Origin of the sequence: Streptomyces sp. NPDC006372 (assembly GCF_040612515.1) — a bacterium.
Lineage (GTDB): Bacteria > Actinomycetota > Actinomycetes > Streptomycetales > Streptomycetaceae > Streptomyces.
This window is the reverse complement of the sequence record NZ_JBEXQJ010000036.1, coordinates 22289-48903: the sequence shown is the minus strand read 5'-3', so window position 1 is coordinate 48903 and position 26615 is coordinate 22289. Positions and strand designations below refer to the sequence as shown.

Below are 26615 nucleotides of genomic sequence, written 5' to 3'. Positions count from 1 at the left end.
CCGTAGCACCACCCCAGGAGGCACACGATGACGAATCGACATGCGGCTCTACCGCGTGGCGCGCGGATGGACCGCCGGCTCTTCCTGCGCGGAGTCGGCGGAGCGACGGCGGGTCTCGCCGCCGCGACCGCCCTCAGCGGCTGTGGCACCGGCACCAGCCGGGCCGCGGCCGGATCCGGTGGCAAAGGCTCCAAGACACTGGTCGTCCGCAACAGCGGCGGCTCCTACGGCGACGCCAACCAGCAGGCGATCTACGAGCCGTTCACCAAGGAGACCGGCATCCAGGTCAAGGTGGTGAACATCCAGTACGCCCAGATGCTCGCCCAGATCAAGCAGGGCCGCCCCGAGTTCGACGTCATCGACGACTCGATGGCCGACTTCGTGCTCTTCCACAAGGAGAGCGCCACCGAGGAACTGGACCACGACCGGCTGAAGAACTTCAAGAAGGCCGGCATCGCCGAGAACCTGGTCACCACCAACGCCGTCGGCAAGAACTACTGGGCCAGCGTGATGGCGTACCGCACGGACGCGTTCGGAGGGAAGAAACCTTCCTCCTGGGCCGACTTCTGGGACACCAAGGCCTTCCCCGGCAACCGTGCCCTCCAGGCCCTGGACGCCGACCTGCCCGAGCTGGAGTTCGCCCTCCTCGCCGACGGCGTACCGCTCGACAAGCTGTACCCGCTGGACGTGGACCGGGCCTTCAAGGTCCTCAGCGAGATCAAGTCCCACGTCCGGAAGTTCTGGGACACCGGCGCCCTGCCCGGCGTGCTGCTGGGCCGCAAGGAGGTCGACGCCTCCAGCGTCTGGCACGGCCGCCTCGACGCGCTGATCAAGGGCGGTGCGCCGCTCGCGTACGGATGGAACGGCGCCCGCCGCCAGAGCAACGCGCTCGGTATCCCCAAGGGAGCCGCCAACCTCGACGCCGCCTACCGGCTCATCGACTTCTCGCTGCGCCCCGAGGTACAGGCCGCCTACGCCGAGCTCTACCCGATGGCCCCCTCCGTGCCCGCCGCCTACAAGAAACTCAAGCCCGCCACCGCCGAGAACCTCGCCAGCTCGCCCGCACACCTGAAGAACGGCTTCGACCTGGACGTCGAGTGGTGGATCAAGAACCAGGACGCCGTCTCCAAGCGCTGGCAGGAGTGGACGCATGCCTGAGACCGACGTGATGCCCGAGCCCTCGCTCGCCGCCCCACCGCCCGCGGCCGGCACCGGAAAACCCCTGTCCGTCACCCGGCTCCGCAAGACCTACGCCGGCGTCACCGCCGTGGACGAGGTCTCCATGGAGATCGCCGCGGGGGAGTTCGTCACCTTCCTGGGCGCGTCGGGCTCCGGCAAGACCACCACCCTGATGATGATCGCCGGGTTCTGCGAGCCCGACTCCGGCAGCATCGTCGTCGGCGGCCGTGACGTCACCCGCCTCGCCCCGCAGAAACGCGGTCTGGGCTTCGTCTTCCAGCAGTACCTGCTCTTCCCGCACATGACGGTGTGGGACAACGTCGCCTTCCCGCTGACCCTGCGTGGCGTGCCGAAGGCCGAACAGCGCCGCCGGGTCGGCGAGACCCTGGAGATGGCGGGCCTGTCCGCCATGGCCCGCCGCCGCCCGCGCGAGCTGTCCGGCGGCCAGCAACAACGCGTCGCGCTCTGCCGCGCCCTGGTGTACCGGCCCCCGGTCATCCTGATGGACGAACCGCTCGGCGCCCTCGACAAGAAGCTGCGCGACCAGCTCCAGACCGAGATCAAGCGCATCCAGCAGGAACTCGGCCTGACCGTCATCTACGTGACGCACGACCAGGAAGAGGCCCTGGTACTCTCCGACCGCATCGCGGTCATGCGGGACGGGCGGATCGACCAGTTCGACACCCCGCAGGAGCTCTTCGAGCGCCCGCGCACCCCGTTCGTCGCCGACTTCCTCGGCGCCGCCAACTTCCTCCCCGGCCGCCTGGAGGAGCAGACCGCCGAGAGCACCACCGTCCGGCTCGACACCGGCGGCCTGATCAGGGCCCGCCCGCAGGCCGTCCCGGACGGCGCGCGGGTGCGCGCGGCGATCCAGCCCGGCCGGCTCACCCTGTGCCCGCCCCACGAGGGGTTCTGTACCGGCACCGTCGACTCGGTCACCTACGTCGGCACACTCGTCCGCGTCACCGTCCGCCCCATGGGCGGCGCGGACACCGAACTCGTACGGCTGGAACTGCCCTCCGGACGCGCCCCCACCGTCGGCGAGCGCGTCGGACTCACCGCGGACCCCGCGAACGTCAGCGTCTTCACCGACACGGAAAACGGGGAGTGAGAGCCGTGGCCGTGCTCGCTCCCGCGTCCCGCTCCGTCGCACCGGTGCCCCACAAGAAACGAAGGGGACACGCGCTGTCCGACCGCCGCACCCGCTTCGGACTCCTGAACGCCGCGCCCGTCGTCGTCTACCTGCTGATCCTCTTCGTCTATCCGATCTTCAGCACCCTGATGCTGAGCCTCAAGACCGGCACCGGCGGCTTCACCCTCCACTGGTACGCCGACGCCTTCCGCGGCGCCAACCTGGAGATCCTGCTCACCACCCTGCGCATCTCCGCCGAGACCTCGCTCATCAGCCTGGTCGTCGGCTTCGCCCTGGCCTCGGCCATCTCCCGGCTCAAGCCGCTGTGGGCGGGACTGGCGATGCTGGTCGTCGTCGTCCCGCACTTCATCAGCGCGCTGGTGCGCACCTACGGCTGGATCATCCTGCTCGGCGACAACGGCGTCGTGAACAACATCCTGACGGGCGTCCACTTCCCGGGCGCGCCCTTCCAGCTGCTCTACAACGAGATCGGCGTCGTCATCGGCACCACCGCCGTGATGCTGCCGTACACCGTGCTGCTGCTGTACGCCGTGATGAAGGGCATCGACCGTCGGCTGCTGGCCGCAGCGGCCAGCATGGGTGCCGGACGGATCACCATCTTCCGCCGGGTCTACGTGCCTCTGGTGGCCCCCGGCCTGGTCAACGCCGGTGTCCTGTGCTTCATCCTCTGCCTGGGCTACTACCTCACCCCCGCCCTGATGGGCGGCGAGAAGCAGACCATGGTCGCCTCGCTCATCGACGAGCAGGTCATGAAGCAGAACCAGTGGAACGGCGCCTCGGCCCTCGGCATCATCCTGCTGCTGCTCACCTTCGCCGGACTGCTGCTGCTCAGGCTGCTCAAGTCGGCCGGCGAGGCCCTGCGGAAGCGGGGGACGGCATCATGATCGAGTTGCGCCCCACCCTGGCCGGACGCGTCACCCTGGCCGTCCTGGCCACGCTCATCCTGCTGTTCCTGGTCCTGCCGATCGTCGTCATCGTGGTCACCTCCTTCGGCAAGGACGCCTTCGGCAACTTCCCGCCCAGCGCCTGGACGTTCGGCTGGTACAAGCAACTGCTCGCCGACGGCAGCAAGTGGCCGGCCGCGCTCTCCCTGAGTGCCCTGGTCGCCTCCCTGACCACGGTCTTCTCCCTGTTCCTGGGCATGACGGCGGCCACCGCCCTCGTCCGCAGCGACCTCCCGCTGCGCTCGGCGGTCTACGGCCTGGTCCTCGCCCCCCTCGTGATCCCGCAAGTCGTCATCGCGCTCGGCCTGTTCCTGCTCTTCGAACCGGCCGCGATGCTCGGCAGCCCCATCGCCATCGCCCTCGGCCACACCGTCCTGGCCTCGCCCATCGCGGTGATGATCCTCATGGCCACGCTGAAGGGCATCGACGAACGCCTGGAGGACGCCGCGGCCAGCATGGGCGCCGGCCGGCTGACCGTCTGGCGGCGCGTCACCCTCCCGCTGGCCATGCCCGGCATGGTCGCCGCCGCGATCTTCTCCTTCATCACCAGCTTCGACGAGTTCTTCATCTCGCAGTTCCTGTCCTCGGTGGACACCGTGACCCTGCCGGTCCAGGTGTTCAACGTCCTCCAGTACAACGTCGACCCGTCGGTGACCGCCGTCAGCGCGATCCTCATCGCGGTCGCCGTCGTGGGCCTCGCCCTGGTCGGCGTGGCGCGCCGGCTCAGCGGCTCCGGCAAGCAGCAGGGACTGCTGCCGACCGAGCCCGCGGTGGGCCTCCCCGCCGGAAGTGAGACCTCATGACCCTCAGCACCCAGGCCCCGGCGGACGGACTGTCCGCCACCGCGGCCAGACACCTGCTCCTCAACATGACCCCCAACGGCTCCCTCGGCCGGGACGGCGAGAACCTCTTCGTCGTCCGCCGCGGCGAGGGTCCCTACGTCGACGACGCGGACGGCAAGCGCTACATCGACGGCCTCTCCGGCCTGTACTGCTGCCAGCTCGGCTACTCCTACGCCCCCGAGTTCGCCGAGGCCGCCGGCCGTCAGCTGCGCGAACTGTGCTTCAGCCCGCTGTGGTCCTCCTCCGCGCACCCGACGGCCATCGAACTCTCCGAGCACCTCTCCCGGATCGCCCCCGCCGGCATCGAGCACACCTTCTTCTCCGGCGGCGGCGCCGAAGCCGTCGAGACCGCCTGGAAGATCGCCCGCCGCTACCACGCCCTGCGCGGCGAAACAGGCCGCACCAAGGCCGTCGCCCGCCGCGGCGCCTACCACGGCCTGACTCTCGGGGCCCTGTCGTTCACCGACGACCCCGGGCTGCGGGAACCGTACGGGCCCGGCGCGATCGAGACCCGGTTCGTGTCCAGCACCAACCGGTTCGGACTCGCCCCCGAGTACGTCGACGACGAGACGTTCACCGCCCGCCTGCTGGCCGAACTGGAGGCAGCGGTCCTGGCCGAGGGCCCGGAGACCGTCGCGATGCTGATCGCCGAGCCGGTGCAGAACCGCGGCGGCTGCATCACCCCGCCGGCCGGTTACTGGCAGGGTCTGCGCGCCCTCGCCGACCGCTACGGCTTCCTCCTCGTCGCCGACGAGGTGATCACCGCCTTCGGCCGGCTGGGGGAGTGGTTCGGCGGTGACCACTACGGCGCCCGCCCCGACATCGTCACCGTCGCCAAGGGCATCACCGCCGGATACGCCCCCATGGGCGCCACCCTGGTGAGCAACGCGGTCGTCGAGGTCATCAACCGGCCGGGCGCGGTCCTCAACCACGGCTACACCTTCGCCGGGCACCCGCTGAGCGCGGCCATCGCCCTGCGCAGCCTGGAGATCATGGAGCGGGACCGGATCCTGCACAACGTCCGTGACCACCAGACCCACCTGGCCGAGCGCATGGCCGCCCTCGCCGGCCTGCCGATCGTCGGCGACGTCCGCGGCGCCGGTTTCTTCTACGCCTGCGAACTCGTCGGCGACCAGGAGGACGGCGGCTTCAGCGACCGCGCACGCGCCGACCTGGTCGTCGACCTGATCCCGCGCCGACTGCGCGAGGCCGGTCTGCTGGCCCGTGTCTACAACCGGGCCGCTCCGCTGGTCCAGATCGCGCCCCCGCTGATCAGCGACCGCCATCTCCTCGACCGTATCGCCGAGATCATCGCGGACACCCTCGACGAGGCCTCCGCCCGCCTGTGACCCCCTTCTTCCGAAGGGGTTCGTTGAAAGGAACGACATGTACTCCATCGGTCCGCTGACCGTCGCCCCCGGCGAGCGCGCCCAAGGCCTCATCCCGGTCGGAACCAGCAGCTACGGCGTGGAACTCGGCATCCCGCTGATCGTCGTCAACGGCACCCAGGACGGCCCGGTGCTGTGCGTGGACGCGGGCGTGCACGGCGACGAGTACGACGGCCAGGAGGCCGTCCGCCGGGTCCTCGCGGAGATCGACCCGGCCTCCCTGCGCGGCACGCTCGTCGCCATCCCCTGCATGAACACCCCCGCGTTCGAGGCGGCGGCCCGCACCAGCGGTCTCGACCACCTGAACCTCAACCGGATCTTCCCGGGTGACGCGGACGGTTCGTACTCGCTGCGCCTGGCTGCCACCTTCGTCGAGCAGGTCGTCCCGGCCGTCGACGCCCTCGTGGACCTGCACACCGGCGGCACCTTCGGTGAGATCGCCCCGCTGGTCATCCTCCAGGGCGGCTACGAGGACCTGGCCACCGACCTCGCGCTGGCGGCCGGCCACGAACTGGTCTGGAAGGGCGGCAAGTGGGGCGGCACGGTCCGCCACCCCACCCTCGCGGCGGGCAAGCCGGCCATCACCATCGAGGTCGGCGGAGGCACCTACCGCGAGGAGAACGTCGCCCTGCACGCCCACTCGATCCGCAACATCCTGCGGCAGCTGAAGATGATCGACGGCAGCGCGGAGCTGCGTGACACCTACACCGCCGTCTCCGGCACCTTCGCCCGCTCCGACGCCGGCGGCTTCTTCGTCGGACACGCCGACCCGGGGGAGAGCTGCAAGGAAGGCGACCTGATCGCCACGATCGTCGACCACTACGGCAACACGCTGGAGGAGGTCCGCGCCCCGCAGGACGGCATCGTCCTCTGGGTGCGCCGGATCCGCACGGTGCGCCCGGGCGACGAGGTCGTCATCTTCGGCGAGGTGCAGGGGGAGATCACGCCATGAGCGGCGACACCCGGCTGCTGCTCGTCGACGGCAAGCGGATTCCCGCCGCCGACGGGCGCACCTTCGCCGTCCTCGACCCGGCGGACGGCACGGCCTTCACCGAGGTGGCCCTCGCCGGGCCGGCGGACGTGGACCAGGCGGTCGCCGCCGCCCGCGCGGCGTTCACGGCACCCGAATGGGCCCGGACGCGCGCCGCCGACCGGGCCCGGCTCCTGCACCGGATCGCCGGGGCCGTCCGCGGCGAGGGCGAACGGCTGGCACGGCTGGAGAGCCGGGACGTCGGCAAGCCGCTCAGCCAGGCCAGGGCCGATGTCGAGGCGGCAGCCCGCTACTTCGAGTTCTACGCGGGTGCCGCGGACAAGCTCGGCGGCACGACCATCCCCCTCGGCCCCGGCCTGATCGACTACACCGTCCGCGAGCCGATCGGGGTCTCCGGCCAGATCATCCCGTTCAACTACCCGCTCCAGAACACCGCCCGGGGCTCCGCCCCGGCCCTCGCCGCGGGTTGCACGGTGGTGCTCAAGCCGTCGCCTGAAGCACCGCTGACCCCGCTGGAGATCGGCCGGATCGCCCTGGAGTGCGGTCTCCCGCCGGGCGTGCTGAACGTCGTTCCCGGCGACGGCGCGACGGGGGCCGCGCTCGCCGGTCATCCCGGCATCGACCAGGTCACCTTCACCGGCTCGGTGCCCACCGGCGTCAAGGTCGCCCAGGCCGCCGCCGCCAACGTGGTGCCCTCGGTCACCGAGCTGGGCGGCAAGTCGCCGTTCGTCGTCTTCGCCGACGCCGACTTCGACCTGGCACTGACCGCGATCCTGGGCGCCTCGTTCAGCAACGCCGGCCAGATGTGCTCCGCCGGAACCCGGCTGCTGCTCCAGCGCGGGGCCGAGGAGTTCCTCGACCGGCTGGTCGAGAAGGTCGCCGCGCTGCGGGTCGGCCCCGGCCTGACGGACCCGGACATCGGGCCCCTGGTCGCCGCCCGGCAGCGGGACCGCGTCCTGGGCTACCTCGAACTGGCCCGGCAGGAGGGCGCGCTGGCGCGGGTCGGCGGCGGTGCCCCGGCCGACCCGGCGCTGGCCGACGGCTACTACATCGAGCCGACGGTCCTCACCGGCCTCACCAACCAGGCCCGCTGCGCCCGCGAGGAGATCTTCGGCCCCGTCGTCACCGTCATCGACTTCGACGACGCCGCCGAGGCCCTGGACATCGCCAACGACAGCCCGTACGGCCTGTCCTCCTACGTCTGGACCCGTGACCTCGACCAGGCGATGCGCCTGGCCGAGGGCATCCGCGCCGGGCAGGTCTACGTCAACGCCACCGGCGTCGGCACCGGCGTCGAGCTGCCCTTCGGCGGTTACAAGCACAGCGGCTGGGGCCGGGAGAAGGGCCTCGAAGCCCTCGACAGCTACACCCAGACCAAGAACGTCTGCATCGGGTTCGGGAGCCGGTCATGAGGTACCGCACGCTCGGTGAACGTGGCCCGGCCGTCTCGGTGGTCGGTGTCGGCGGCAACAACTTCGGCTCCCGCCTCGACGAGGACGGCACGAAGGCCGTCGTGCACGCCGCCCTCGACGCGGGGGTCACCCTGTTCGACACCGCCGACATGTACGGCGGGTTCGGCGGGAGCGGCGGTGCCCGCGGGGACGGTGAACGCCTCCTCGGCGCCGCCCTCAAGGGGCATCGGGACGACGTCGTCCTCGCCACCAAGTTCGGCATGGAGATGGGCCCCGAGGCCGACATGTACGGCAGGCGGGGCGCCCGCCCCTACATCCGGTTCGCCGTCGAGTCCTCCCTGCGACGGCTCGGCACGGACCGGATCGACCTGTACCAGTACCACGAGCCGGACGGCCTCACCCCGCTGGAGGAGACCGTCGCCGCCCTGCGCGAACTCGTGGCCGAGGGCAAGATCGGCCACATCGGCTGCTCCGACCTCCCGGCCGAGCAGCTCACCGACGCCTTCGTCTCCACCCAGGCCCGCTACCACCTGCTCGACCGGAGCGTGGAGAACGACCTGATCCCGGCCTGTCTGCGCCACGGCCTGGGACTCCTGCCGTACTACCCGCTCGCCAACGGCCTGCTCAGCGGCAAGTACCGGCGTGGCGAGGAGCCCCCGCCCGGCAGCCGGCTCTCCTGGCGGCAGGGCTGGCTCACCGACGCCGCCCTCGACAAGGCCGAAGCGCTCACCGCGTACGGCGCGGAGCGCGGCCTGACCCTCCTCCAGGTCGCCGTGGGCGGACTGGCCGCGCTGCCCGCGGTCGGCTCCGTCATCTGCGGCGCCATGACCCCGGCGCAGGTCACGGCCAACGCGGCCGCGGCCGACTGGATCCCCGACGCGGCCGACCTGGCCGCCCTCGACGCGATCGTCACGCCCGGCGCACGTGTCGTCTGACACCCCTTACAGAACCCGCGAAACGAGGCTGAACACCATGCGAGAGATCGTCACCTTCGACGCCTACGGAACCCTGGTCGACTTCCAGCTCGGCCCGACCACCCTGAAGGTCCTCGAGGACCGGCTGGACCTGGACAACCTGGACGTCGACGAGTTCCTCGACGACTTCCGCGTCATGCGCTTCCAGGCCGTTCTGGAGGCCTACCGTCCCTATTACGAGGTCCTGCACTCCAGCCTGCGCAACGCCATGCGCCTGCACGGCCTGGAGTACCGGGAGTCCGACGGCGACGCCCTCGTGGAGGCGGTCCCCACCTTCGGCCCCTTCCCGGAGGTCCCGGACGCCCTGCGCGCGCTGAAGAGCAGGTACGAGATCGCCATCATCTCCAACACCGACGACGACCTGATCGCGCGGAACGTCGAGAACATCGGCGTGGAGTTCGACCACGTCATCACCGCCCAGCAGGCCGGCGCCTACAAGCCGGACCGGCAGACCTTCGAGCACGCCTTCCGGACCATGGGCGTCGAGCCGTCCCAGGTCATCCACACCGCCCAGGGCTGGGAGTACGACCACATCCCCACCCGTGACCTCGGCCTGAGGCGCCGGGTGTGGATCAACCGCTACGGCCGCCCGGGCAGCGCCGACTACCAGCCGTACGACGAGCTGCCCGACATGACGGGCCTGCCGAAGCTGCTCGGCTGCTGACCCCCCGGACGAATGTGAGGACGCACGCCATGAAGCAGGTCCCCTACTGGCTCGACACCGCCCCCGCCCTGCCCGACCGTTCCCGCAAAGACCTGCCCGACGAGGCGGACGTGGTGGTGATCGGCGGCGGCCTCACCGGCCTGTCCACCGCCTACCACGCCGCCCGCAAGGGAGCCCGGGTCGTCCTCGTCGAGAAGGACAAGGTCGGCTCCGGCGCCTCCGGACGCAACGGCAGCATGTGCACCCAGGGCCTCACCATCGGCGTCGGCGAGGCTCGCAAACGGTACGGCCAGGAGCGCGCCCGCGCGTTGTACGACGCCTTCCGCGAGGCGGTCGACGTGGTCGAGGAGATCACCCGGACCGAGCGGATCGACTGCGACTTCCACCGCGCGGGCCGACTCGGAGTGGCCTTCAAGCCACAGCACTTCGCGTCGATGCGGGCCACCCAGCGCGACCTGGCCGAGAACTTCGGCCACGAGACCCGGCTGCTGAGCCGGGGGGAGCTGAAGTCCGAACTGAACTCCGACTACTACCACGGCGCCCTGCTCGACCCGCTGAGCGCCGCCCTGCACGTCGGCAGTTACGTCCACGGTCTGGCCGAGGCCGCCGAACGCGCCGGGGCGGAGATCCACGAGCGCAACGCGGCCACCGGCCTCACCCGGCTGCCGGGCGGCGGCTTCGTCGTCGAGACCCTGAACGGCACCATCCGCGCCAAGCAGGTGATGGCCGCCACGGACGCCTACACCGACAAGTCGATGCCCTGGTTCCGCAAGCGGCTCATCAACGTCGGCAGCTTCATCATCGTCACCGAGCCGCTGGGGGAGGCCCGCGCGAAAGAACTGATCCCGAACGGCCGCCTGGTGGTCGACTCCAAGAACATCGGCCACTACATCCGCCTGACCCCCGACCACCGTCTCGCCTTCGGCGGCCGGGCCCGCTTCGCCCCGTCCAACCCGGCCTCCGACATCAAGAGCGGCGACGTTCTGAAGGCCGAGATGACCGAGATCTTCCCCCAGCTCGCGGGGGTGCGGGTCGACTACGTGTGGGGTGGCATGGTCGGCTTCTCCTGGGACCGCCTCCCGCACGCGGGCGAAGCCGACGGCCTCTACTACTCGATGGGCTACTGCGGCCACGGCGTCCAGATGGCCACCTACATGGGCCGCGCGGTCGCCGAGATGATGGACGGCCGCCCGGAGGCCAACCCGCTGCGCGGGCTCGGTTTCCCCAAAGTCCCGGTCCCCTTCTACAACGGCACCGCCTGGTTCCTGCCGTTCGGCGGCGCCTACTACAAGGCGAAGGACAAGGTGCGCTGACCCCGGCAGCCCCCGGTAACTCCCAGGACCCTGATGGGGAATGAAGACATGAATCAGTCTTCATGTGTTCCTGTATGGTGGGCACCACGTGCCACGCGCCCCCCCGCCAGAAGGACCCCTGATGACCTCCACGCTCGCGCCTCATCCGGTCGAACGGGCGAAGCCCGCACGCACCGGACCGGTGGCCCGGCGGCGTACCCGTGCCCTCGCGCTCCCCGAGGCGCGCTGGGCCGCCGCGGCCACCGTCTTCTTCCTGCTCGCGCTGCCCTTGCAGTTGACCGGCGCCCCCGCCTGGAGCTGGGGCCCGCTGTACGCCCTGTCGTACGTCACGGGCGGCTGGGAGCCCGGGTGGGAGGGCCTCAAGGCGCTGAAGGACCGCACGCTCGACGTCGACCTGCTGATGGTGGTGGCCGCCCTGGGCGCGGCGGCGATCGGGCAGGTGATGGACGGCGCGCTGCTCATCGTCATCTTCGCCACCTCGGGCGCGCTGGAGGCGCTGGCCACGGCCCGTACCGCCGACTCCGTCCGCGGTCTGCTCGACCTGGCCCCCGCCACGGCCACCCGGCTGGCCCCGGACGGCGGCGAACGGACCGTGCCGGTCGACGAGCTGGCCGTGGGGGACACCGTCCTGGTACGCCCGGGTGAGCGCCTCGGAGCCGACGGCCGCGTGCTGGACGGGGCGAGCGAGGTGGACCAGGCGACCATCACGGGCGAGCCGCTCCCCGTGGCGAAGGGACAGGGCGACGAGGTCTTTGCCGGCACCCTCAACGGCACCGGCGCCCTGCGGATCCGGGTCGAGCGCGACGCCTCCGACTCGGTGATCGCCCGGATCGTCCGGATGGTGCAGGAGGCCTCCGAGACCAAGGCGCCCACGCAGCTGTTCATCGAGAAGGTCGAACAGCGTTACTCGCTGGGCATGGTGGCCGCGACCCTGGCCGTCTTCCTGGTGCCGCTCTCCTTCGGCGCACAGCTCACCGACGCGCTGCTGCGTGCCATGACGTTCATGATCGTGGCTTCACCGTGCGCGGTCGTGCTGGCCACCATGCCGCCCCTGCTGTCGGCCATCGCCAACGCGGGACGGCACGGTGTGCTGGTGAAGTCGGCCGTGGTGATGGAACGGATCGGCCAGGCGGACGCGGTCGCACTGGACAAGACCGGCACGCTGACGGAGGGCAGCCCGCGTGTCACCGACGTCCGGCCGCTGCCGGGATCCGGCCTGGACGAGGACGGGTTGCTGACCCTGGCCGCAGCCGCCGAGCGTCCCAGCGAGCACCCGTTGGCACGGGCGGTCGTGGACGCCGCCCGTGAACGCGGCCTCGACCTGCCGGAGGCACGGGACTTCACGTCCGCGCCGGGTGTCGGTGTGACCGCCCTGGTGGGCGGCCGTGAGGTCCAGGTGGGCGCCCCGGCCAGGCTGCTGGACGACGCGATCGGGACCGCTGGGGAACTGGAGGAGGCCGGCCGTACCGCCGTCCTGGTCGTCGTCGACGGCGCCCCCGCCGGACTGCTCGGCCTCGCCGACCGGCTCCGCCCGGACGCCGCCGCCACCGTCACCGCGCTCGCCACGCTCACCGGCGCCGCCCCGGCGCTCCTCACCGGCGACAACCCACGGGCCGCCGCGCACGTCGCCGCCGAGGCCGGCATCGACGACGTACGGGCCGGGCTGCTGCCGCAGGACAAGCTGGCCGCCGTGCAGGAGATGGCGAGTGCGGGCCGCAAGGTGCTGGTCGTCGGGGACGGCGTCAACGACGCACCCGCCCTGGCCGCCGCGCACACCGGCGTCGCCATGGGCCGGGCGGGCTCCGACCTCGCCCTGGAGACCGCGGACGCGGTGATCGTGCGCGACGAACTCGCCGCGGTCCCCACCACCGTCGCCCTGTCCCGCCGCGCCCGCGGGCTGGTGGTCCAGAACCTCGTCATCGCCGGGGTGTTCATCGCCGGCCTCGTCGTCTGGGACCTGGCCGGGACCCTGCCGCTGCCGCTCGGCGTCGCGGGCCACGAGGGCTCCACCGTCCTGGTCGGCCTGAACGGCCTGCGTCTGCTGCGGGAGACCGCCTGGCAGCGCGCGGCCGCCGAGGGAAACGGCTGACGCGTCGGCCTCAGCGCGGCGGTGGCCCGCTGCTGGCACGCACCACGAGGTCGACGGGCACCAGGGTCTCCACCTGGGGCCGTTCCTCTGGACCGTCGATGCGGTCCAGCAGGAGACGCAGGGAACGGGTGCCGATCTCGGCGAAGTCGGTACGGACGGTGGTCAGCGGCGGCAGGAGATGCGCGGCCTCGGGGATGTCGTCGTAGCCGACGACGCTGACGTCGCCGGGGACGGACCGTCCGGACTCGTGCAGGGCGTGCAGCAGGCCCAGGGCCATCTGGTCGTTGGAGGCGAACACCGCCGTCACCTCCGGGCGCCGGGCCAGCCTGCGGCCCAGCTCGTAACCGGAGTCGGCGCTCCAGTCCCCGGCGAGCGGGGCGGGGACGACCGCACCGGCCGCCTGGAGCGTGGCCTGCCAACTGGCCAGCCGGTGATCGGCGGAGGTCCACCCGGCGGGGCCCGCGATGTGCCAGACGGTGGTGTGCCCGAGACCGAGGAGGTGCTCGGTGGCCTTGCGGGCGCCGGTGCGGGAGTCGCCGGTGACCGGGGGCGTGCCGCTGTCGAGGGCGCTCTCCAGCACCACCAGGGGCGTGCCTAGGTCGGTCTCGGCCAGGGCTCGGCCCACCCACTGCTGAGGGGCGATCGCGATGACGCCGTCCGCGCCCTCGGCCGACAGGCGGTTCACCGCCTCGACGACGGTGTCGTGGTCCGCCGTGTAGAGGGCGATGGAGCTCACGAGGTAACCGGCGTCCTGAGCCGCGGTGTTGATCGCCGTCAGGATGGAGGCGGGCCCGTACCGGGCGGCGTCGAAGGAGATGACCCCGAGCATCCGGGTCCGGCCGCTGGCCAGGGACCGTGCGCTGCGGCTGGGCCGGTAGCCGAGCGTGCGCATGGCGTCCAGGACCGCCTCACGGGTCCCGGGGCGGACGGCCGGGTGGTCGTTGAGCACCCGGGACACGGTCTGCTTGGAGACGCCGGCCAGCCGGGCCACGTCGGCCATCACCGGCCGCGTCCCCGCGAAGTTGCGCCGGCTGCGGCCCCTGGGGGCAGGGCTGTCGGTGGCGCTCGGTGTCATGGCGGGTGGTTTCCTCGACGTCGGATACGGCGGTCCTCGGCCGCCCGGCAGGAGCACAGCATAGGCCGGGTGGCGACTGCGGGGGCTTCAGCCGGCCCGGGCCGTCCAGGAGCGCGTGACCACCCACTCGGCGTGCCGCACCCCGGCCGCCCGCCAGGCGTCCCCCACCTGCCCCGGCACATGCACCCGGGCGTCCGCGGCCAGCGGCAGCACCCTCAGCCGCAGCCCCCGCGCACGCACCTGGCCGACGGGCAGCCGGTCCAGGCCGATGTCCCACACACGCCCCGAGTAGAACTGGTCGGCGACCAGGACGTCCCCCACATAGGCCCGGGCCAGGTCGCCGGTCCAGCTCAGCCGCAGCAGCACACCGGCGGGCTCCCGCAGCAGGTCCTCCGGCACGTCGACGTGGTACTCGGCGGACACCGTCTCCACGTACTTGTCCTCAGGCGCGCTCGCCCGGCCCCGCACGCCGTACACCGGCTCGGGCGCCGGACCGGCGGACCGGACCAGGGTGACGGGCACCGGGGTGTCCGCCGCGGGCCCGGCCTCGATCGTGTAGCGGGTGAACGCACCTTCCGCGGCCTCCCGCACCCGGGCCCCCTCCACCACCGGTGCGGACTCCGGCGCGGGCAGCACCGCGAACGACGGCTCGGCGGCCCGGCTGCGCAGCCGTACCTCGTCCCCGTCGAAGACGACACCGTCCTCGCACAGCACCAGCCGCTCGGCTCCCCACGCGGTGCCCCGGTAGAGGGCACGGGCCGTGGCAGCGTCCAGGATCAGCAGGCCGACACGTGAACCGTCGGCCGCGTCCACCTCGACCAGGGCGTCGGTGCCGGGCCGCACGTCGCTGACGAGGACCCGGCCGGCGACCGGTGTCACGTCCCCGGACGGCGTTGCGACAGACCCCACCGTCGCTGCGTCCAGGGCGAGTTCGGGCGCGATGCCGTCGGTCGCGGCCAGCACCAGGACCGTACGGCCGGCCGCCTCGACGGTGCACACCGGCTGCGCCGTCGCCCACTCCAGCCGCAGTCCGGCCACCTCCAGCCGCAGCGGCCAGCAGAAGTACGCGCCGGAGGGCACCATGACGGGAGTGCTCGGCAGCGTCAGCGCCGCCGCGCCCGGGAAGTCGACCGTGAAGGCCGTGTCCGGATGGTCCGGCAGCGGTTCGTGCGGCTGATGGTTGGTCACGAAGAGGAAGCCCGAGGTGCCGTCGGTGCGGACAGCCCAGCGCAGCGTGTCCCGGTCGTGCTGCCCGGCGGGAGGCCGCTCGGGCAGCACGGACTCCATGGGCGCGATCCGGTGCCCGAAGCAGGCGAGCAGCAGATGCTGGAGCCGCAGTTCGTGGTACGAGGGGCGCACTTGGCCGTACTCACCGAGCGGGGCCTGGAAGTCGTAGCTCAGCACCGGCAGGTCGTTGGGGTAACCGGTGGCGTGCGACTCCTGAAGGGTCGTCAGCTCGCCGGACGGGTTGGTGCCGCCGTGGAACATGTAGTAGCCCTGCCACACCGAGCCGCAGCCGATCTTGGTGAGCCCCAGCGCACCCACGTCGGCGGCCTCGACCCGGGGCCGCCGGTGGTAGGCCACCGCCATGCCACCGCCCAACTCACAGGTCGCCCAGGGGAACCGGTCGGCCGGTGCCGGGCGGGCTCCGCGCACCGTTGTGGGCCGCAGATCGGCGCCGATGGCCTCGTCGTCGCGCTCGTGGGTGAAGAAGAAGTGCTTGCGGCAGGCGTCGGGCCAGCCCTCGTCCGCCTCCGCCCAGAACGCCTCCGGATAACCGCCGTACAGCGGCAGCAGTTCCTCGCCCGGGAGCGACACCCCGCCCCAGGCGGTCGACGTCCACAGCGGCGCGCTCAGCCCGGCCTCCTGGGCCAGGCGCTTCAGCGTCCGCAGGTGGCCGGGCTGGTCGTAGAGCTCGTTCTCGACCTGGATCGCGACGATCGGACCGCCGTGCTCCCGGTCCAGGCCGCGCAGTTGGTGCGCGACGGCCGCGAACCAGGTGCGTACGGCCTCCAGATAGGCCGGGTCGTCGGTGCGGGGGGTGAGGGCACGGGCGAGCAGCCAGTCGGGCAGGCCGCCGCCCCGGACCTCCGCATGGCACCAGGGGCCGATACGGGGGACGAAGTCCAGACCGTGCCGGGCACAGAGTTCGGCGAAGCGCCTGAGGTCGCGGTCGCCGTCGAAGCGGATCCGGCCCTCGACCTCCTCGTGGTGGATCCAGAGGACGTAGGAGGCGACGGCGGTCACCCCGCCCGCCTTCATCTTCAGCAGCTCCTCCTCCCATTCCCGGGCCGGGTAGCGGGAGTAGTGGAACTCGCCGGAGACCGGGAACCAGGGACGGCCGCCCCGGGTGAGCCAGCGGCTGGTGACCTCGACGCGGTCGGGCACGCCCGGGGCGTCGGCGAAGGGGAGGTGACCGGTCCGTGGGGGAGCGGAGGGCGCGGGTACGCGCAGCCGGTGCGGGGTCACCAGGTGTTCTCCGGGCCGAGGTCGGGCGCGTCGGTGAGCCGGGCGCGAGTGACGGTGGTGCCGTGCAGCTCCAGCAGCACCAGCTCGTTCGCACCCCTGCGCAGCACCGGTCCGGGCACGTAGAGCGTGTGCTGCGGCCCACGGTTCCAGTAGCGGCCCAGGTGGAAGCCGTTGATCCAGGCCTGCCCCTTCGTCCAGCCGGGCAGGGCGAGGAAGGCGTCGGCGGGCTCGGCCACCTCGAAGGTGCCGCGGTGGAAGGCCGGGACGGTGACCGCCGCCTCGCCGGCCGGAGTGAAGGGCACCGCGCCCAGGTCGTCCAGCGGCAGCGGGTGGCAGTCCCAGCCGCGCAAGGCGGCACCGTTGAAGGAGGCGGGCCCGAGCAGGCCCTTGGGCGCTCCGATGCGAGGCCCGTAGTTGACGCCGCCCATGTTCTCGACGAGGACCTCCAGCGTCGCGCCGGTTCGCGGGACACGCACGGGCAGCGTCTCGTCGTGGCGTTCGCGCTCCAGTACCCCGACCGGGGCGCCGTCGACGAAGACCTGGGCACGGTCTCCGACACCACCGCCGAAGCGCAACAGGCCGTCCCCGGCGGTGGGGAGTGTGGTGCGGTACAGGGCATAACCGGTGCGCTGGCCGAGATCGCCCATGGTCACCGGGGAGTCGGCACGGACGGGATCGGCGAGCGCGCCGGTGAGGGGCAGCAGCAGCGCCCGGCTGTCCAACTCGACCTCGGTAGGCGCGAGTTTGACGCCCGGGGACGGGGCGGGCTCGTCGGGAACGGGCGCGTGGCGGGCGATGACTTCGCGGAAGGCGTGGTACTTCGGACCCGGGTCGCCGCACTCGGTGAGCGCGGCGTCGTAGTCGTACGACGTGACGGTCGGCGTGTAGGCGTGCTTGTGGTTGGCGCCGTTGGCGAACCCGAAGTTGGTGCCGCCGTGGAACATGTAGATGTTGACGGACGCACCGGCGGACAGCAGCCGGTCCAGGTCGGCGGCGGCGTCGGCCGCGTCCCGCACGTGGTGCGGGCCGCCCCAGTGGTCGAACCAGCCGATCCAGAACTCGGCGCAGAACAACGGGCCTTCGCCGCGGTGCTCGCGCAGCCGGCCGAGCGACTGCTCGACGCGGCTGCCGAACGTGCTGGCCGTCAGCACCCCCGGCAGGCTTCCCGCGGCCAGGTGCTCGGGATCGGCCTGGTCGCAGGTGAACAGCAGTTCTTCGACGCCCCGGGAGCGAAACGCGTCGGCCAGGTGCTTCAGATACGCGGGGTCGTCACCGTAGGCCCCGTACTCGTTCTCCACCTGCACCGCGATCACGGGCCCGCCCGCCGCGGCCAGGTGCGGCCGGAGCGCCGGCAGCAGCAGGTCGAGGTAGCGGTCGACGGCCCCGGTGAAGCGGGGATCGCTGGTCCGCAGCCGGACGTCCGGATCGGAGGTCAGCCAGTCGGGGAGGCCGCCGCCGTCCCACTCGGCACAGATGAACGGGCCCGGACGCAGCAGCACGTGCAGTCCCTCGTCCTGGGCGAGCCGGAGGAACCGGGGCAGGTCGAGGAAGCCGTCGAGCACCAGCGGCCCCTCGGGATCGGGCTGGTGGTGGTTCCACGGCAGGTACGTCTCCACCGTGTTGAGTCCCATCAGCCGTGCCTTGCGGAGCCGGTCGGACCACAGGTCGGGATGGACGCGGAAGTAGTGCAGCGCGCCGGAGAGGATCCGGAACGGCTCGCCGTGCAGCAGGAATCCGTCGGACGTCGTCGTCAGAGCGGGCATGCGGAGGCTTCCCTTCGAGGCAGGGGCGGTCAATGGGATCGGGTGCCGCGGATCAGCCAGAGCGTCGCGGCCAGGCAGAGTGCCGAGACCCCGCACAGCAGGAGCGGCACCGCGCGGACGCCGGACCACTCGATGGCCTTGCCGAGGACGGGGCCCGCCGCGACACCGCCGATCATGGAGGCCGCGATGACCAGCGCACCGGCCCTCCGGGCCCGCGGTGCGGCCCGGTTCAGCCACGGCAGTCCGGTGGGGAAGATCGGCGCGATGAACAGGCCGACACCGGCGTAGGCGTACGGTGCGAGCGCCGGTACGGACGCCGCCAGCAGACAGACCGTCATGCCCGCGCACGACACGGTGACGATGGCCTGGGCAGAGAAGCGCAGCGCGAGCGGGGCGACCAGGAACCGGCCGACGGTCATCATCAGCCAGTACACGGAGGTGGCGGTGGCGGCGACGCCCGCGCCGTAGCCGACGGTCTCCAGGTGCGTGGGCTCCCAGCCGCCGACACCGGCCTCGATGCCCACGTGCAGGACGTAGAGCACGACGAAGACGGCGAGGACCGAGCCGAGGCTCCGCCGGAGAACCTGACCGCTGCCGGTGTCGTCCGGGGCCGGGAGGGGCGCGTCGTTCCGTACGCCCCTCAGGCACAGCAGCAGCGGCAGGTTGGCGAGCGCGAAGCACAGGAAGACGGCCGGGTAGTGCTCGGCGCCGAGCGCGCCGATCACGGCCGGGCCGAGGATCGCGCCGATGCCGAAGTGGGCGTTGAGGATGTTCAGCATCGCGGTCGAACGGTGGCCGAAGCCGACGGCGAACAGTTGGTTGAGCCCGTAGTCGATACCGCCGAAACCGAGCCCGGCGAGCAGGGCCGCCGCCAGGGCGACCGGCCAGCCGGGCGCCAGTGCGAAACCCGCCGCGCCGACCGCCATCAACAGGTAGGAGCTGCCGAGGATCCGCCGGTTGCCGACCCGTCCGTAGAGCCGGTCGAACAGCAGCACACCGGCCACGCCGCCGACGAAGTGGGCACTGAGACCCAGCCCCGCGGTGGACGGGGAGAGCCCGAACTCCGCACGGAACGCGGGGATCGCCGGTCCGTACAGGGCCTGCAACGCACCGATGAGCACGAAGCCCACGCAGGAGGCGATGACGGCGGCCCTGCTGAACACCGGGGCGAGCGGGACCGGCGGGGTGGGAGAGACGGGGGTGGCGCGCTGTGCGGTGTGCTGGTCGGTCACGCGGACTCCGGGGGACGGCCCACGGTCGAAAGTGGGCGGAGGACACAGTCGCGAACGTCGGAAACAGAGGTGATGTTACCGGTAACATTGCGCCCGTCAACACCGTTGAACGCTGGAGGAATTACCGACGGGCTGGATCTCGGGTACGACCTCCACTCGGTGCCCGCCGACTCGGCTCGACCGAAAACACCTGGTCAGACAGGAGGAACTGCTGATCTACTGCGCGGGTGGACAGCGCACCGAACTCCGCGGCGAAAGCCGGGCCGAACACCGCACCGAACGCCGTACCGGATTCCGCCGCCGATCCGTGGCCCCGGCACTTCGCCGACCGGGGACATCCCGGGGCGCGCCGGATCGGGGCCGGTGTCGAGGGCGTCGTCTACGCGCTGGGCGAGGGCCGGGTCGCCAAGGTGTGGAACGGCCGGCCGCCGGTCGAGCTCACCCGCCAGGTGTACGCGGACCTCGCGCGACACCGCCTGCCCTTCGCCACGCCGGAGATCTTCGAGGTCGAGCGGCACCGGGACGCCGTGGTGACGTACGAGCGTGAGCTGCCCGGCGCCCCGCTGCGGGGCGACTCCGCGCACGAGGAGTACGAGCGCGAACTGCCCGTCCGGCACCGCGACACACTGCTCGCCGTACTGCGTGGCCTCGCCTCGGTGCCGGGCACGGACGCGATGCGCAGGCTGACCGTCCAGGGCGACGACCGTCCGCTGTGGCAGGGCCACGACCGGTTCCAGGACGCGCTCGCGGCCCTGGTCGCCCGGGCGGTGGCCCGGCACGGCACCGCTCTCGCTCCGCATGTGCCCGACTTCGACGGCGGAGTCGCGCGCACGCTGGACGCGCTGCGTTCGCTTCCCGACGCCCCGGTCACCGTGATCCACGGCGACCTGATCCCGCCGAACATCCACGTCGACGCCGCCGGCCGCCCCGTCGCCGTCCTCGACTTCGGGTTCTGCACGACCGCCGGCGACCCCGCCTTCGAGGCGGCCGTCACCGCGGCCGTCTGCGACATGTACGGTCCGCACGCCCGGCGGCACACCGCGGACCTCACACGACTCTTCGCCCAGGAACTCGGCTACGCGCCCGCCGCCCTCACCGCGTACCAGGCCGCATACGCCCTCAGCACCTACGACCTCTTCGGTCCGGACGACAGCGACGGACACTTCCGGTGGTGCGCCGGGCAGTTGCGCCGCAACACCGTCTTCAGCGCCCACGCGTCCTGACCGCCAGTCCAGCACAAGACTCGCACCGACGTAACGGAAGGGAACGATGACATGGCCGTCATCCACCACACCACACTCAAGCCGACCAAACTGGAACTGCTCACCTCCTGGTTGCCCTCACGCCCCTGGTACCGCGGCGGGCCGGCCGATCCGGAGCTGACCAAGGCCGGCGGGTTCCGGCTGGACGACCCGCAGGGCGAGGTCGGGATCGAGTTCATCGTCGCCACCGACGCCACCGGTGACCACCCGATCACGTACCTCGTACCTCTCACCTACCGCGGCGCCCCGCTCGACGGCGCGGAGGACGCCCTCGTCGGCACCATGGAGCACGGTGTCCTCGGCCGCCGCTGGGCCTACGACGGCTGCCACGACCCCGTCCTGCTGACCCAGCTGACGGCCCTCGTCGAGGGCCGGGTGCAGGCCCAGCAGCAGAGCCTCACCGACACCCCTGACCGCGACGTCGCCGCGATCTACACCGGCGAAGGCCCCCTCCCCGCGGACTTCACCCCCACCGACGACCAGGAAGGCACCCGACTGACCTCGCCCCAGGGCCCGGCCCTCCGCCTGCACCGGACCCTGCGGCCCGCCCCGGACGGCCCGTTCTCCCCTCCGCGAGGAACGACCGGCCACCTCACGGGCGTCTGGCAGCTGCCGGACGGGACCCGCGCCCGGGGAGTCTTCGCCGTCCTGCACTCCGGCCCCGGCCCGCTGGGCCCGGCATCCTCCTGATCCCCAGAACCCCTCCTCCGAACCTCCAAGATCAAGCAGGATTGCCCAGGGAACGTTCGGGTACGCGAGCAGGACCGTGTCCGGGGCGGATCTTGTCCCGGGCAGGCCGCACGACCGCCGCTACCAGGGAATGTGCCATGGAGACACCCGCAAACGACCCCACGCCCACGCCCGCCCAGCGGGCACTGGACGTCCTCGCCGAGAACACCGAGGACGCGGCGGCTCTGGACGCGCTCGCCAACAGCGACGTGCTCATCCCCGTGCCCGACGACGCGGGCGACGCCGATGCCGCCAACCCCTCGGCGGTGGCGCTGCCGGTACTGGAGCAGCCGGGCGGCGAGCCGGTGGTGCCCGTGTTCACCTCCGAGGTGGAGATGGCCGGGCTGCTGCCGTTCGTCTCCCGCTACCGCATGGTGCCGCTCGGCGCCCTCGCCGCCCAGTGGCCGGCCGACGACCTGTCGCTCACCATCGACGGCAGTTCGGAGCACCGCCTGACGCTGACCTCGGAGGGAGTCCGCACCCTGCTGGCCCGTTAGTAGCACTCGCGCCGGGCGCCCACGCGGTAGGCAGGTCAGAGGGCCTTGCCGGGGTTCAAGACGTTCCGCGGGTCGAGAGCCTCCTTGATCCGCCGCTGCACCGCGTGGGCCGCCGGCCCGAGTTCCTCGGCGACCCACTGCCGCTTGAGCACACCCACACCGTGCTCCCCGGTCAGTGTCCCGCCGAGCCGCAGCGCCAGCGCGAAGATCTCGCCCGCCGCCTCCCACACCGTGTCCGGCAGCCCGTCGAGGGCCGGGTCGACGACGATGATCGGATGCAGATTGCCGTCCGCGGCGTGCGCGATGGTGAACACCGGTACGTCGTGGCGTGCCGAGATCGCCCGGATCTCCCGGACCGCCTCCGCCAGCCGGGAGCGCGGGACCGCGATGTCCTCGATCAGCGGGCGGCCGAGCCGCTCCAGTGACGGCAGCGCGAGCCGGCGCGCCGCCAGCAGCGCCTCCGCCCGGGCCGGGTCCTCCGTCCGCTCCACCGTCGTCGCGAGAGGCTCCAGCAGCCGGGCCACCGCCGCGGCCTCGCTCGCCGCGCCCGCACCGTCGCACTGCACCACCAGCAGCGCGGCCCCCCGCTCCCGCAGCGCCGGGTCGACGGCCTGCAGCACCGGCCCGTCGACCAGTTCCGCCAGCGCGGGCTCCACCCCGGCCCGAGTGATCGCGTACGACGCCTCCGCCGCTGCCTCGAAGGTGCCGAAGTACGCCGCGAGCGTCGCCGTCGCCACCGGCACCGGCCGCAGCCGCAACGTCGCCGAGGTGATCACCGCGAGCGTGCCCTCCGAGCCGGTGAGCAGCGCCGTCAGGTCGTAGCCGGTGACACCCTTGACGGTGCGGCGGCCCGTGCGCACCACCGTGCCGTCCGCGAGGACCGCCTCCAGACCCAGGACGCTGTCCCGGGTCACCCCGTACTTCGCGCAGCGCAGCCCGCCCGCGTTGGTCGCGATGTTCCCGCCGATGGTCGACCACGCCGCGCTCGCCGGATCCGGCGCGTAGCGCAGGCCGTGCTCACCGGCCGCCCGGTCCAGTTCGGCGGTGATCACTCCGGGCTCCACGACGGCCAGCTGGTCGTCCGCCGAGAGTTCGAGGATCCGGTTCATGCCGGACAGGTCCAGGACCAGCGAGCCCTCTCCGGCCGCCGCCCCGCCCGACAGACCGGTTCCGGAACCTCGTGGCACCACCGGGACGCCCAGCTCGTGCGCGTGCCGGAGGGTGACGATGACGTCCTCGGTGCGCCGGGCCCGTACGACAGCCAGCGGCTCCCCGTCCGGCCGGGTGCCGGAGCGGTCGGTGGTGTGCGCGGTGATCGTGCCCGGATCGGTGAGCAGCCGGTCGGGCGGCAGGTCACGGGCGAGCAGGCCGAGCAGACGTGCGGAGGCGGTTGTTTCCGGTGCCACTGTCATGGGTTCAGTGCTTTCGTGCCGAGGGCGAGCAGGGCGATGTCCTCCTGTGGCGCGTGGACCGGCGCGCACTGGATGTCGCGGAAGTGCCGTTCCAGCGGATTGCCGCGGGCCAGCCCCGGGTTGCCGAGCAGCCGCACGGCCAGCTCCACGGCCCGCACCCCGTGCCGGTCGGCCAGGACCCTTGCGCCGAGGGCCTGTTCCGGGGTGTAGGAGGGATGGGCGGTGTCCACCCGCGCGGCGCCGTCGAACACGAGCTGCTCGGCGGCGGCGAGCAGCACCTCGATCTCCCCGGCGGTCCGCCGGAAGCGCTCCGTGCGGGCCACCGGATGACCGAGGTTGGCGGGCACGCGCGCGTGGGCGAAGGTGTGGAAGAAGGACTGGGCGGCGCGGGCCACTCCCAGGTAGAGGGCGGCGAGCGGGAGATGGAGACTGGCGCCCGCACGGTTGTCCTGCTCGGCGGCCGGTCCGTACGGTCCGAGCCCGATGACGTGGTCGTACGGGATCTCGACGTCCCGGAACGTCACGTCGTGGCTGCCGCTGGCCCGCAGGCCCAGCTGGTCCCAGCGGCCGGTGATCTCGACGCCGGGCGAGCCGCCGGGCACCAGGAACGTGCCCACGCGCGGCTCCGGCTCGTCGGTCGTCGCCCACACCAGGAACCAGTCGAGCCCCTCGGCGCCCGTGACGAACCGCTTGGTGCCGCTGACCGCCCAGCCGCCGGCGGTGCGCCGGGCCCGGGTGGCGGGCAGCCCGCCCCGCGCGGGGGAGCCCAGATCGGGCTCCACGCGCGCGTGGTTGAGGAGGACCGGCCGTTCGAACGACTCCTTCACCACGCGCGCGTACAGTTCCTCGGGCCAGTGCGGCCGCACCGCCTGCCGGGCGTGGTTGGTGAGCGTCATCGCGGCGATCAGGGCGACGGACGGGTCCGCCCGCCCCAGGCGGTGCAGGATCCGCGCGGTCTCCTCGACTCCCGCGCCCTGACCGCCGTAGGGCCGGCCGATCGTCGCGGTGAGCAGCCCGGCCTCGTGGGCGATCCGGAGGGACTCGGCGGGGAAGGCGGCCGACCGGTCGTGCTCGGCGGCCAGTTCGGCGATGCGCTCGGTCACAGGGCCTTCTTCAGATCGGCGTCGAGGGCGGTGGTCCAGAAGGACTTCACGTCCAGGTGCTGCTTCAGCGCTCCCAGTTCGGTGAAGGCGTCGGCGACCTTCTGCTGGGAGGCGATGGTGTCGTCGCCTACCGGCCGGGCACGCGTCGGGCGCTGCTTCTGGGCGTCGACGAGGTCCTTCCGCGCCTGGGCCAGGGGCTGGTGGGTGGCGGCTGCGGTGATCTTCGCGAAGCCCTCCTCGCGGCCGTCGCGGACGTAGGCGTACGCCTTGGTGATCCGGGCGATCAGATCGGCCGCAGCGGCCCGCCGCGCCGGGCTTTGCAGCACGTTGTCGCGCGCCGACCACAGGAAGTTGCCCGACAGGATGTCCTTGCCCGAGCCGATCGTGCGGGCTCCCTGTTGGTGCGCGGTGATGATCGACGTGCCGTAGGAGGCGAGGGCGTCGATGCTGCCGCCGTTCAGGGCCGCGAGCCCGTCGTTCGGCAGCAGCGGCTTGGCGTCGATGTCCGACCACTTCAGACCGGCCTGCTTCAGCAGCGTGTAGAGGAAGTAGTGGGCGGTGGTGTTCTGGACGTAGCCGACCTTCTTGCCCTTCAGTCCCGCGATGCCGGTGACCTTCGAGCCCTTGCGGGTGACGACCTCCTGGTTGAGCGTCGCCCCGCGCTGCACGGCGACGACCTTGAAGTTCGGGGCGCCGTCCGCGGCGGCGAAGACGGGCGGGATCTCACTGGACGAGGCGAGGTCCAGGGCTCCGGCCCGGACGGCCTGGAGCTGCTGCTCACCGCCCTGGAACTGGCTCCACCTCACCTTGTAGGGGGTGTCGTCGAGGTGCGCGTACTTCAGGACCGCCTCCTCGGTCTTCCAGCCGGTGGCGCCGACGGAGAGCGTGACGGAGGACAGGTCGGACGGGGACTCGGCCTGCGCCGGGCCGCCGCAGCCCGCGGCGAAGGGCAGGAGCAGGGCCAGGGCGGCGGCGGACGTACGCAGGGTGTGCCGGAACAACACGGGCTCTCCATCAGGCGGCTTGGGTGCTGGCGCGGTGGGCGAGTTCCTGGCGGACCAGGGGCAGGACGTGGCGGGCGTAGTCGATCGCGTCGTTCAGCGGGTCGTAGCCACGGATCGACAGCAGGTCGCAGCCGATGTCGACGTAGTCCAGCAGCGCCTTCGCGACCGTCTCGGGCGAGCCGACCAGGGCCGTCGACGCGCCGGCCGCGTTGGTGGCGGCCGCCGGGGCCGTCCACAGGCAGCGGTCGTGCACCTCGCCGCGCTCGGCGATGTCCAGCAGCCGCTGCGAGCCGACGTTGGCCGGGCGGCCGGTCGTGCGGTAGTGCCGCAGCAGCTCGGTGTTGCGCGCCTGGTCCTTGAGCACGCCCAGGGTGCGGTGCGCCTTCTCCCAGGCCAGTTCGTCGGTGGGCGCGATGATCGGGCGGAACGACACCCAGATACGGGGGTCGGGGCGCCCGGCGGCCGCTGCCACCTTGTTCACTGCCGCGATCTGCTCGGCCGTCTCCTTCAGCGGCTCGCCCCACAGCCCGAAGATGTCGCCCTGCTGCCCGCCCACCCGGTAGGCGTCCTGCGACGAGCCGCCCACCGAGATCGGCACCAGCCCGTTCACCGGCTTCACGTCCGAGTAGTAGCCCTCGAAGGTGAAGTACTTGCCCTGGTGCGAGACGGGCCCGTCCGCCTGCCACACCTTCCGCAGGATCTGGATGTATTCGTCGGACCGCTCGTACCGTTCCGCCTTCCCGAGGTAGTCGCCCTCCCGGCGCTGCTCCTCGTCGCTGCCGCCGGAGATGATGTGCACGGTCAGCCGGCCGTCGCTGATCCGGTCCAGGGTGGCCAGCGCCCGGGCGGCGTGCGTCGGGAAGATCACGCCCGGCCGGTGGGCCAGGATCGGGCGGATCCGCTCGGTGTGGGTGGCGACGAACTGGGCGATCTGGAAGGCGTCCGGCGAGGCCGAGTGATAGGCGACCAGGGTGTGGTCGAAACCGCCGTCGTCCAGGGCGCGGGCGTACTTGCGCAGGTGGTCGACGTCGAGCCCGGTGCGGCTCGCGGCCGCCGGTCCCGAGGCTCCGGCGTCCGTGTGGACGGCGCTGATGAATTCGACAGGCATGTACGGCTCCTG

22 protein-coding genes are annotated in these 26615 nt (G+C 72.2%); 14 read left to right on the top strand and 8 right to left on the bottom strand.

Going from position 1 to position 26615, the window contains the following annotated elements:
* Positions 1-27 precede the first annotated feature (27 nt).
* The 11 genes from ABZ016_RS35595 to ABZ016_RS35545 all read left to right on the top strand — a co-directional run bounded on the left by ABZ016_RS35595 (position 28) and on the right by ABZ016_RS35545 (position 12949).
* Positions 28-1158, top strand: a complete 1131-nt coding sequence (locus ABZ016_RS35595) for an ABC transporter substrate-binding protein (protein WP_356920851.1) — start codon at positions 28-30, stop codon at positions 1156-1158.
* Complete coding sequence (locus ABZ016_RS35590) at positions 1151-2290, top strand: ABC transporter ATP-binding protein (RefSeq protein WP_356920850.1); 1140 nt, start codon at positions 1151-1153, stop codon at positions 2288-2290. Before ABZ016_RS35595 ends, ABZ016_RS35590 begins: the two co-directional genes overlap by 8 nt.
* A gap of 5 nt (positions 2291-2295) precedes the next feature.
* Positions 2296-3216, top strand: coding sequence for an ABC transporter permease (locus tag ABZ016_RS35585; RefSeq protein WP_356920849.1), 921 nt, complete (start codon positions 2296-2298; stop codon positions 3214-3216).
* A complete protein-coding gene (locus ABZ016_RS35580; RefSeq protein ID WP_356920848.1) occupies positions 3213-4079 on the top strand; it encodes an ABC transporter permease in 867 nt (288 codons plus the stop codon). The genes ABZ016_RS35585 and ABZ016_RS35580 overlap by 4 nt, the downstream gene beginning before the upstream one ends.
* Positions 4076-5467, top strand: coding sequence for an aminotransferase class III-fold pyridoxal phosphate-dependent enzyme (locus ABZ016_RS35575; RefSeq protein WP_356920847.1), 1392 nt, complete (start codon positions 4076-4078; stop codon positions 5465-5467). Before ABZ016_RS35580 ends, ABZ016_RS35575 begins: the two co-directional genes overlap by 4 nt.
* Before the next feature lie 37 nt (positions 5468-5504).
* Complete coding sequence (locus ABZ016_RS35570) at positions 5505-6458, top strand: M14 family metallopeptidase (RefSeq protein ID WP_356920846.1); 954 nt, start codon at positions 5505-5507, stop codon at positions 6456-6458.
* Positions 6455-7909, top strand: a complete 1455-nt coding sequence (locus ABZ016_RS35565; protein WP_356920845.1) for an aldehyde dehydrogenase family protein — start codon at positions 6455-6457, stop codon at positions 7907-7909. Before ABZ016_RS35570 ends, ABZ016_RS35565 begins: the two co-directional genes overlap by 4 nt.
* Positions 7906-8844, top strand: coding sequence for an aldo/keto reductase (locus ABZ016_RS35560; protein WP_356920844.1), 939 nt, complete (start codon positions 7906-7908; stop codon positions 8842-8844). The genes ABZ016_RS35565 and ABZ016_RS35560 overlap by 4 nt, the downstream gene beginning before the upstream one ends.
* A 37-nt stretch (positions 8845-8881) precedes the next feature.
* On the top strand, positions 8882-9547 hold the full coding sequence (locus ABZ016_RS35555; RefSeq protein WP_356920843.1) for a haloacid dehalogenase type II: 666 nt from the start codon (positions 8882-8884) through the stop codon (positions 9545-9547).
* 29 nt (positions 9548-9576) lie between these two features.
* Positions 9577-10860 carry an FAD-binding oxidoreductase gene (locus ABZ016_RS35550; RefSeq protein ID WP_356920842.1) on the top strand — a complete coding sequence of 428 codons (1284 nt, stop codon included), beginning with the start codon at positions 9577-9579 and terminating at the stop codon, positions 10858-10860.
* 121 nt (positions 10861-10981) lie between these two features.
* Positions 10982-12949, top strand: coding sequence for a heavy metal translocating P-type ATPase (locus ABZ016_RS35545; protein WP_356920841.1), 1968 nt, complete (start codon positions 10982-10984; stop codon positions 12947-12949).
* A gap of 10 nt (positions 12950-12959) precedes the next feature.
* Here ABZ016_RS35545 and ABZ016_RS35540 read toward each other — a convergent pair whose 3' ends face one another.
* The 4 genes from ABZ016_RS35540 to ABZ016_RS35525 all read right to left on the bottom strand — a co-directional run bounded on the left by ABZ016_RS35540 (position 12960) and on the right by ABZ016_RS35525 (position 19419).
* Positions 12960-14024 (bottom strand): LacI family DNA-binding transcriptional regulator, encoded by a 1065-nt coding sequence (locus ABZ016_RS35540; protein WP_356920840.1) that lies wholly within the window; start codon positions 14022-14024, stop codon positions 12960-12962.
* A gap of 87 nt (positions 14025-14111) precedes the next feature.
* Positions 14112-16496, bottom strand: a complete 2385-nt coding sequence (locus ABZ016_RS35535; protein ID WP_356920883.1) for a beta-galactosidase — start codon at positions 16494-16496, stop codon at positions 14112-14114.
* Positions 16490-18256, bottom strand: coding sequence for a glycoside hydrolase family 35 protein (locus tag ABZ016_RS35530; protein WP_356920839.1), 1767 nt, complete (start codon positions 18254-18256; stop codon positions 16490-16492). Before ABZ016_RS35530 ends, ABZ016_RS35535 begins: the two co-directional genes overlap by 7 nt.
* A gap of 29 nt (positions 18257-18285) precedes the next feature.
* Entirely contained in the window at positions 18286-19419 is a 1134-nt protein-coding gene (locus ABZ016_RS35525) for an MFS transporter (RefSeq protein ID WP_356920882.1), read from the bottom strand.
* A 296-nt stretch (positions 19420-19715) separates the two neighbouring features.
* Between ABZ016_RS35525 and ABZ016_RS35520 the strand changes: the two genes are divergently transcribed.
* The 3 genes from ABZ016_RS35520 (at position 19716) to ABZ016_RS35510 (ending at position 21976) form a co-directional block, all read left to right on the top strand.
* Entirely contained in the window at positions 19716-20711 is a 996-nt protein-coding gene (locus tag ABZ016_RS35520; RefSeq protein WP_356920838.1) for an aminoglycoside phosphotransferase family protein, read from the top strand.
* A gap of 51 nt (positions 20712-20762) precedes the next feature.
* Positions 20763-21440, top strand: a complete 678-nt coding sequence (locus ABZ016_RS35515) for a 1,4-alpha-glucan branching protein (RefSeq protein WP_356920837.1) — start codon at positions 20763-20765, stop codon at positions 21438-21440.
* 137 nt (positions 21441-21577) lie between these two features.
* A complete protein-coding gene (locus tag ABZ016_RS35510) occupies positions 21578-21976 on the top strand; it encodes an SseB family protein (protein WP_356920836.1) in 399 nt (132 codons plus the stop codon).
* Positions 21977-22011: 35 nt separating this feature from the next.
* Here ABZ016_RS35510 and ABZ016_RS35505 read toward each other — a convergent pair whose 3' ends face one another.
* From ABZ016_RS35505 to ABZ016_RS35490, 4 genes are read right to left on the bottom strand one after another with little or no spacing between them, the layout of a single operon-like run.
* Positions 22012-23388 (bottom strand): FAD-linked oxidase C-terminal domain-containing protein, encoded by a 1377-nt coding sequence (locus ABZ016_RS35505; RefSeq protein WP_356920834.1) that lies wholly within the window; start codon positions 23386-23388, stop codon positions 22012-22014.
* Positions 23385-24491, bottom strand: a complete 1107-nt coding sequence (locus ABZ016_RS35500; protein WP_356920833.1) for an acyl-CoA dehydrogenase family protein — start codon at positions 24489-24491, stop codon at positions 23385-23387. Before ABZ016_RS35500 ends, ABZ016_RS35505 begins: the two co-directional genes overlap by 4 nt.
* Positions 24488-25495, bottom strand: a complete 1008-nt coding sequence (locus ABZ016_RS35495; protein ID WP_356920832.1) for an ABC transporter substrate-binding protein — start codon at positions 25493-25495, stop codon at positions 24488-24490. The genes ABZ016_RS35500 and ABZ016_RS35495 overlap by 4 nt, the downstream gene beginning before the upstream one ends.
* Before the next feature lie 10 nt (positions 25496-25505).
* Positions 25506-26603, bottom strand: coding sequence for an LLM class flavin-dependent oxidoreductase (locus ABZ016_RS35490; protein ID WP_356920831.1), 1098 nt, complete (start codon positions 26601-26603; stop codon positions 25506-25508).
* Positions 26604-26615: the final 12 nt, after the last annotated feature.